At 66.3% G+C, this 8,615-nt stretch carries 3 protein-coding genes and 1 pseudogene; 2 read left to right on the top strand and 2 right to left on the bottom strand.

Going from position 1 to position 8,615, the window contains the following annotated elements; translation table 11 throughout:
- Window positions 1-108: 108 nt before the first annotated feature.
- Both ACP690_RS17375 and ACP690_RS17370 read left to right on the top strand, forming a co-directional pair.
- Window positions 109-2,085, top strand: a pseudogene (locus tag ACP690_RS17375) (LamG-like jellyroll fold domain-containing protein); the annotation flags it as partial.
- Entirely contained in the window at window positions 2,082-3,272 is a 1,191-nt protein-coding gene (locus tag ACP690_RS17370; protein ID WP_426261825.1) for a DUF885 family protein, read from the top strand. The pseudogene ACP690_RS17375 and the gene ACP690_RS17370, both read left to right, overlap by 4 nt.
- A 19-nt stretch (window positions 3,273-3,291) precedes the next feature.
- On the opposite strand, the gene ACP690_RS17365 is transcribed toward ACP690_RS17370, so the two are convergent.
- Window positions 3,292-4,896, bottom strand: coding sequence for a family 43 glycosylhydrolase (locus tag ACP690_RS17365; RefSeq protein ID WP_426261824.1), 1,605 nt, complete (start codon window positions 4,894-4,896; stop codon window positions 3,292-3,294).
- 133 nt (window positions 4,897-5,029) lie between these two features.
- A complete protein-coding gene (locus ACP690_RS17360; protein WP_426261823.1) occupies window positions 5,030-8,608 on the bottom strand; it encodes a TonB-dependent receptor domain-containing protein in 3,579 nt (1,192 codons plus the stop codon).
- Between the last annotated feature and the right edge of the window lie 7 nt (window positions 8,609-8,615).

Here is an 8,615-nt window from a genome sequence, read left to right as displayed (position 1 = left end):
CAAACGCAATCTGCTCTTCCGTGTATCTCGACTTCTTCATGTCCCAGCTCCTTGCCCGCAGGCTTCAAAGGGCCGGAAAACTCTCACTCAGCTTGGATGAAAAAATAGGGAGGACGTCACCGATTGGTGTTCAAGCCCCGCGCGCAGGCGATCACCGAACATGTCGCGGACCGCTTCAACCAGGTGAAGGACAATTGGGCCTTTCTGGTCGAGGAGCATACTTCATCGAAGCGCATGGCGCTGTATCGCCGTCTGTTCGCCGACATCACCGATCTGTTGCGGGTCGATCCGGACCATAAGGAGGCGCAGGCCTATTGGGCGGATATCGACTATCGGCCTGAAAACCTGCCGCCCTTCACCCAGCCCGTCCCGACCAAAGGCGAGCCGCTGTGGGCGTTCCGCCAGCTCGAGGACCTGAAATACGTCCGCCGCTTCGTCGACTGGTGGATCGATCACCGTCAGGTCCCCTATGGCGACTTCGGCGGTGGCATTTCGGACGATACCGACCTGACGCAGCAATGGCCGGGTCTGGCGCTGATGGGGGTCGATCCCGACAAGGTGAACGCCTCGCTGCGCGCGCTGTCCGATGCGGTCTATACCAACGGCATGCGCGTCAATGGCCTGGGCTATATCACCACCGACGAGCTGCACGCCTATGAGGAGGGGCTGAACTCCGACGCCGAACGCCTCTACCTCAACTGGGGCGAGCCCAAGGCGGTCGAGCGGCTGATGGAAACGACGCGCGCCTTGCAGGGCGTGATCCTGAAGAACCCCGCCGGGCACCTGCATTTCGCCTCCAGCTGGTACGGCGGGCGCAAGATGTATCGCGACGCACCCTGGGCGTGGCAGAAGCCCTATGCCTTCACCGTCATGCACGCACCGATCCTGATCGGCCTGTACAACGGCAATCCCGCCGCGCGCGGGCTGGTGACCGGCGTGATCGACGGCTGGATGGCGCACGGCAAGCAGGATGCGAAGGGCGTCTGGAGCTATCCCAACGAAATCCACTGGGACAGCGACGCCGAGCGGGCCGGTGACGGCGGCGGCATCTCGACGCCGTTGCAGAGTGCGTGGAGCGCGTGGCGCTTCACCGGCGATGCCAAATACCTCCGCCCGTTGACGAGCCGCATCGCCAAGTCGGGACCGACTGCGCTGGCCGAAATGAACGAAAATGCCTTCGCCGTCCTGCCCGAAGGCACGAGGTATCGCGACGCCATCGCGGCGGCGGCAAAGGACGATCCGTTCGCGCTTTATACGCGCTGGGATGCGACGGGGGACGTCACCGCACTCGAACGGCTGCATGCCGACGCCATCGCCGACAAGGCGCGGCACGAATATATGTACACCGAAGGCCATTGGTGGTCCGACCGCGTCGAACAGCCCAATGAGATCCTGCAACGCGAACGGCTGGGCGGCATCGCGTTGCGCCGGAACCAGACGTGGCCGGGCAATACGGTATCGTGGCGCTTCGCCGAGCCCGACGCCGCCGGCGACGTCGCGATCCTGATGCCGAACGCGACGCCGGACCACTTCCGCGTCATCGCCTACAACCGCACCGATCGCGTGCAGCGGGCGGAGATGACGACGTGGAACGTCACCGCGGGCCAATGGACGATGCAGCGCGCGACGAGCCGCGACGGCGGCAAGACGCTGATCCCCGATGGCGGCGCGACCACGCTGCCGCTCGAGCGCAGCCTCGGCACCACCGTCGCCTTCGCGCCGCACACCACCACCGTCTATGAGTTCAGGCTCGCCAAGCCGACCGGGCCGGTCGAGCAGCGTCCCGATATCGGCATCGGCCGCGACGACGTGGTGCGCAACGGCCGCGGCCTGACGGTGACCGTCCATAGTCTGGGCGCACAGCCGACCACCGGGGGCACGCTGACCGTACGTGGCGTCGACGGCGCGGTGCTGGCGACGTCGGCGATCCCGCCGCTCGCCGCGCCGACCGATCTGCGCCCCCGCACCGCCACGGTCCGTATCGCCGCCCCGGCCAAGGCGACGAGCGTCGAGATCGCCTTGCCCGGTGACGCCCCCGAAGTGACGCGGCTGAACAACCGGGTGGCGCTGGAGCCCACGCGATGATGCGGCGGCGGCAGGTCCTCGCGGCGCTCGGCACGGGGGCGGCCTCCGCCCTCGCCGCGCCGGTCTTCGCCCGAACGGACGACGACCAGACGATCGGCGCCGCACTCGACACCGCGGCGACGCTGCCGGCAGCGCAGGCGCTGGACCTGCTCGCCCCGCTGTCCGCGGCGGGCGCCAGCACCGGCCGCCGCCTCGACCTGGAGGCCGCCCGCGCCGGCCTTGCGATCGACGTCGCCCTGACGACCGCCAGCGACGCGGCAACGCGCTTTTCGTTGCAGACGCAGCGGGTCGCGGGCAACGACGCGCGGCTGGATATCGTCGCGCGCGACCTCGCCGCCGCCAAAGCCTCGCTGGACGCGCGCGCAATGCGCCTGTTCGACCGGCTGGGTATCGCGGGTGGCACGACGGGTGCCCGGTTCGAGGCGCTGTGGCGCGATCCGCGCTGGCTGTTCGCCGACGATGCCGCCGGGCGCGAGGCGGCGGTGGCGGCGATGCGCGCAACGCTCGCGACGATCCGCCCGCAAATGCCCCGCCTGATCGGCCCGCTGCCCGCCGCCTGCCTGTCGGTCGACGTCCGCCCGCTCGACGCTGCCGAGATCGCCGCGGGCAAGGGCGGCTACCGCATCCTTCCCGCCCCGGGCGTGCAGGGCCTGTACGTCGTCGACCTCAAGGACATCCGCCGCCGCCCACGCTTTTCGCTGCCCAGTGTCGTCGCGCATGAACTTCTGCCCGGCCATATGGCGCAGATGCCGCTTGAGGCGCTCGCCCACCCCCACCCGCTGCGACTCCGCTATGCCGCCGGCTTCAGCGAAGGCTGGGGCGTCTACGCCGAAATGCTGATGGCCGACGCCGGCCTGTTCGGCGATCCGGCGACCATGCTGGGCCACATCCACTGGATGCTGTTCCGGGTGACCCGCGGCCTCGCCGACATCGACCTGCACGTGCGGGGCATCGACACGGACCGCGTCGCCGCCCGGATTCGCGAGAGCCTTGGCGAATCCGTCTATTTTGCCCCCATCGACCGCGACGTGGTCCGGATCGCCAGCGACCCGGGGCTGCGCGCCGCCGATGCGTGGGTGCCCTTGCGCATCACCGCGGCACGCCCGCGCGCGCGCCAGCGCTGGCCGCAATTTCATACGCCCCTGCTCGCCTTCGGCCGGCGCAGGACCGAACAGATCGCGGGATAAACGCCGCAGCGCGCGCGCGTTACAGCGCGCGGAACCGGAAATCGCGGAAGCGCGCATCGCCCGCGCCGGCCGCATACAGCCCCGGCCGCAGCATCAGGAAACCGCCGCGGACATTGTGGTGGTAGCCCGACACCTCCATCCCCCGATCGAACCGCTGCCAGGTCGCGCCGCCGTCTCCCGAGGTGTGGATCGCCACGATATGCCGTGTGTTGGCGATGCGGATCAGCATGCGGCGCCCGTGCGGATTGGCGGGGCGCCCGCGTTCGTTGCCATATTGATGGGTGACGAAGCGCTTTTCGTCGAAGCCGAGCCCGCAATAGAGCTTGTCGTCGTAGAACAGGATCAGCCCCGCAGTACCACCCGGCGCAATCTCCACATCGCACTGGAATTCGTAAGCCTGATCGCCGGCGGTCAACAGCAACGGCGCGGAATCCACAGGCGCCGTGCCGCGCGCCGTCAGATGCAGTGTGCCCGCATCGACGCGCACCCGCGCGTGTTCTTCGGGGCCGGGACGGAAGAAATTCCAATGCGCGCCGAGCGCCAGCGGCCGGGAGAAATCGTCCGACAGCGGCTGCCCGTGCGGACCGCCCTCGCCGCCTTTCGGTTTGGGCAGCGGCTTGGACAGGTCGCCGCCCGTCATGCGGAACCAGCCGTCGGCGGTCCAGCGGACGGGATCGAGCAGCACCTGCCGCCCCAGCGTCCAATACCCGTTCTCATAGCCGTGATACACCGACCACCAGCTGCCGTCCGGCCCCTCGACCAGGCTGGCATGGCCGCGGGACCACCATGTCTCGTCGTTGGAGACGGTGCGGACGACGGGATTGCCCGGATCGTTGACCCAGGGGCCGTGGATCGACCGCGATCGCGCAACGATCACCATATGCCCCGTCGGCGGCCCGGCGGTGCCGCCAACCGCGGTGATCATGTAGAACCAGCCGCCGTGGCGATGGATCTTGGGCCCTTCGGGGCTGAAGCCCTCGACGTCCCAATCGTCGGGATAACGCCAGGGATCGTAGACATGCTCGACCGGTCCGACCGTCGATAGGCCGTCGTCGGCCAGGCGGATGCGGTCGCCGCCGGACAGGAACAGCCAGCGCGAACCGTCCTCGCCCACGGCGTGGCAGGGATCGATGTGATCGTGGAGGCCAAGGCTGATGGGCTCGGACCAGGGGCCATCGATATGATCGGCGTGGATGACGTAGATGTCGTTCCGGGGGCTCGCCTTGACCGGGATATACAGGACATAGCGGCCGTCATGCTTGTCGAGGCTGACCGCCCAGACCGACCCGATGTTGCGGGTCAGCGCTGCCGTCCGCGGACGCCAGTTGACCAGGTCGCGGCTGTGCCAGATCGTCAGCCCCGGATAGCTGTTGAAGCTTGAAAAGGTCATGTAATACTCCGCGCCATCCTTCAGGATCGCGGGATCGGGCCGGTCGCCGCCGATCAGCGGATTGAGGAAACGACCATCGCCAAGGTCGGCGATCCGCTGCCCTTCGTACCCGCGGCGCCACGGCGACGGCCTGGCGGCCGCACCGGCTGCGGCGGCCGGAGGGGTGGGAATCAGCGCGCCGCCACTCGCCAGCGCGGCAAGGCCGAAGGCATCGCGCCGACTATATTCGGTCATGCGGCATCCCGGATCGGGCGGCGAAGCGACACGTCATACCATTGCATGGGCACGCCTTTTTCCGAATAAAGCGACTCCGCATACCGTTACCGGTACACGGAGCCGAAGTCGCCCCCGGGGAGATGGGGGAATGTCAGAAGCTGAAGCGTGCCCCCAGGCGATAGACGCGGCCCGAGCTGCCATATTGCGACACCGCCTCCTGCCCGGAATAGGCGTAGCGATTGCTGGTCTGGTTGGTCAGGTTCAGCCCCTCGGCCGAAATCGACAGCCCCTTCATCAGGTTGATGTTGAGCGAGGCGTCGACGTTGGTCGTCGCCCGGCTGTAGGCGAAGTCGTTGATCAACGGGCTGTCGCAGCCGACGCTTTCGACGCTGCCACGGCCGACGGTGATCAGGCCCGGGCTGCACGATCCCGCGGCCAGCGGATAGGTCGTGCTGTAGCCCGCCCGCTGCGCCAGCGACACGCGGGCGCGGAACCCCTTGGTTTCGTAGAACAAGGTGGCGTTGATCGCGTCCGGCGACACGCCCAGGAACGGTCCCTTCCCCAGCAGCTGCGGCCGGATCGTCACGCCGGTCCCAGACACCGCGCCCGGATCAAGGATGTAGTTCAGCTCCGATTTGATATGCGTGTAGTTGAACAGCACGCCGAAGTTGCGGAACATCCACGGCAGGAACGTGAGGTTCTGCTGGAAGTTGATCTCGATCCCCTTGATGTAACCACCCGGCGCATCGCGATACTGGCGGGCGATGAAGGGATTGTTGTTGTCGAGATAGGCGAGCTGATTGACATTGGTATATTGCGCGCGGATTGCGGCGCGCGTCGCATCATCGACGAATTGCGACAGCGGCGCGGCGAACAGCACCGTCTGCGGGAAATTCTCGACGTCCTTCTTGAACACCGCGACCGAGAACAGGCTGCTGCGCGTGAAATACCATTCGGCGCTGAGGTCGATGTTGGTCGACCGGAACGGCGCGAGCTTGGGGTTGCCGATGGTGAACGACGCACCCTGATTGTCGCCGTTGCTCGGGATCGAGATGGAGGTGATCGTGGGGGACAGATTGCCCAGCAACGGGCGCGCCATCACCTTCGACGCGCCGATCCGCAGGATGAGGTTGTGGACGATCTCGTAATTGAGGTTCATCGACGGCAGCCAGTCGGTGTAGCTGTTCCGCCCGATGATCGGACGCCCGGCCTGCGACGTCCCGGTCGACGTCACATCGGTGAAGGCGACGCGCGTGCCCGCATTGCCGCGCAGCGATCGGCCGAAGATCTCCGTGTTGAAGTCGAACTGGAGGTAGAGCCCCTTGTCATATTCGTCGACGCCATAGCTCGCCGACCCGCCGTTGCGCTTGGTGGTCAGGCGCCAGTCGCCATATTTGTTGATGCAGTCGCACTGGAAGCCGAGCAGGTCGTTGAACTTGGCCAGGTCGGGCACGAGGAAGCGCGACACGGTGCCGGCCGGCGTCTGCAAGCCCTGGCCGAACGACACGATCTTGCTGTTCGCTGCGGTGGTCGACCCCGCCTCCAGCAGCGTCGGGTTGAGCGTATCCAGGTTGCGCTCGCCCTGCGACGTCTCGAAGCCGAAGCGGCGCAGCGTACCACCAAAGCCGATGTTGAACTGGTCGTTGATCCGCCAGTCGAAATCGGCGCGCATCGCCTGATAGGTGTTGCTGACGTAGCGTTCGTAGTGACGGATCGCCGAAAAGCCCTTCACCGTCGTCCAGTTCGCCGGATTGGCGACGTCGAACCCGAAGTCGAGCAACGGCATGTCGCCGTGGGCCCGATCATCGTAGACGAAGTTCTGGGGCGAATCCATGCGGTTGAATTCGACAAGCAGCCCGGTGCTGTAGTTCACCGACTTCGACCGGCCATAGATGGCAGTCATCTTGAAATTGTCGGTGAATTCCTGATCCAGGCGGAACGTGCCCTGCCAGAACTTGGTCGTATATTCCGAATAATCGACCGCCGATCGCATGTCGACGTTCCGCAGCACCAGGTAATCGGCCAGCCCGTTCGTCACGTTCGCGTCGAGGACATCGACGCTCGGCCGACCGATCAGCTGGCCGCGATAGGCCAGGCCGTTGCTCGACGGAATATACCCGACCGAATTGGGGTTGTTGTAATAGTCATACGGGTCGAGGTTATTAGGGTTGGTGAAGAAGATATTGGCATTGCTCGGGTTGGTCGCGCCCGGCACCACCGCCGCGGTGCCGAGGACCGAGGATACCAACTGCCCTTGCGCGTTGAGCGCCGTGGCGAACGCCGGCTTCGTTCCGTACAGCGACTGGCCGCAATCCTGCGACACGGCGATGTCGCTGCCTGCCGCCGGCGTGCAAAGCCCCGGATAGGCCGCGCGTGCCGCCGCCGGCGTCAGCCGCCCCGCCGCCGTATTGTAGGCGGCGCTGGTGTTGTTGCGATTGAGCCCGACCGGCGAGAGCTGGTCGTTTTCGCTGCTGTTGTGGAAGCGCGAATAGAGCCCGTCGATCGAGATGCGCGTCTTGTCGGTCACGTCCCATTGATAGGCCGCGGTCAGGCCCAGACGCTGGTTGCGCACGACCTGATGCGTCAGCGACGGCAGAGCAGGAATCCGCACCGTCGAATCGTCGAACCGGCCCGGCGTATTGTACGGCGCGCCCGGATAGAGCTTGGCATAGGCCGTCGGGTCCGATCCCGTCTGGAAGGCCGTCGCATCGGGATTGGCATAATTGATCGCGCCGACCGGCGCCGAAAAGCCGGCGCGCTGCGGCGTGCCTTCGCCGACGAACTGGCTGCTGCGGTACAGATAGTCCGAGGCGCCGACGCCGCGGTTATACTGGTCGATGATATTGTCGGTTCTATTGTACGCGCCCGAGACGAGCAGCCCCATCCTCTTGTCCGCCCCGAAGCGGAAGGAGGCGAGCCCGGCGAGGCGCGGATTGGCCTTTTTGCTGTTCTCGTTATAGCTGGCGGTCGCCGACCCGCCGATGCGCGTTCCCTTGAAATCGAAGGGTTTGCCCGTCTCCAGATCGATCGTCGCACCGAGCGAGCCTTCGTCGGTTTCCGCCGACGCGGTTTTCTGCACCTTCAGCGCGCTGAACAATTCGGAGGCGAAGGTCGAATAATCGAAGCTGCGGCTGCGATTGGGGCTGGTGCCCGAATCGTTCGATCCCGCCGTGGACAGCGCCTCGATGCCGTTGAGGCGCGTGCGGTTGAAATCGCCGCCCAGGCCGCGAACGGTGATGCCGCGCCCTTCGCCATTGTCGCGATCGATCGACACGCCGGGCAGGCGCTGGAGCGATTCCGCCAGATTGGCGTCCGGAAAATCGGCGATGTCCTGCGCGGTGATCGCATCGATCTGCACGTCCGAATAGCGCTTCTGGTTGAGCGAATTCTGGATCGACCCGCGAAAGCCGGTGACGACGATATCCTGGGTCGGATCGAAATTGTCGGCGTGCGCGCCCTTCTGGCCATCGACGATCGACGGCGTGTGCGTGGCCTTCGCCGCGGTGTCGTGAGCGCTTGACGCTTTGCCGTCGGCGTGGGTCGGCGCGGGGGTGCCGCTGCTCGCGACCGGACCGGCCTGTTGCGCCGGAGCGATCGGAGTGGCCTGTCCCTGCGCCGATCCGGCGAACAGGCTGGCAAGCGACAGCGCGCCGAGCGACGCCCCGAGCTTGAGGAAGGGCATGGTCGAACAGGTCATCATCTTCTCCCAGGATATGGCCGGTGACCTCATGGGACCC

The organism is Sphingomonas sp. DC4900 (genome assembly GCF_049896485.1).
Taxonomy (GTDB): domain Bacteria; phylum Pseudomonadota; class Alphaproteobacteria; order Sphingomonadales; family Sphingomonadaceae; genus Sphingomonas; species Sphingomonas aquatilis.
This window is presented reverse-complemented; position numbering and strand designations above follow the sequence as displayed.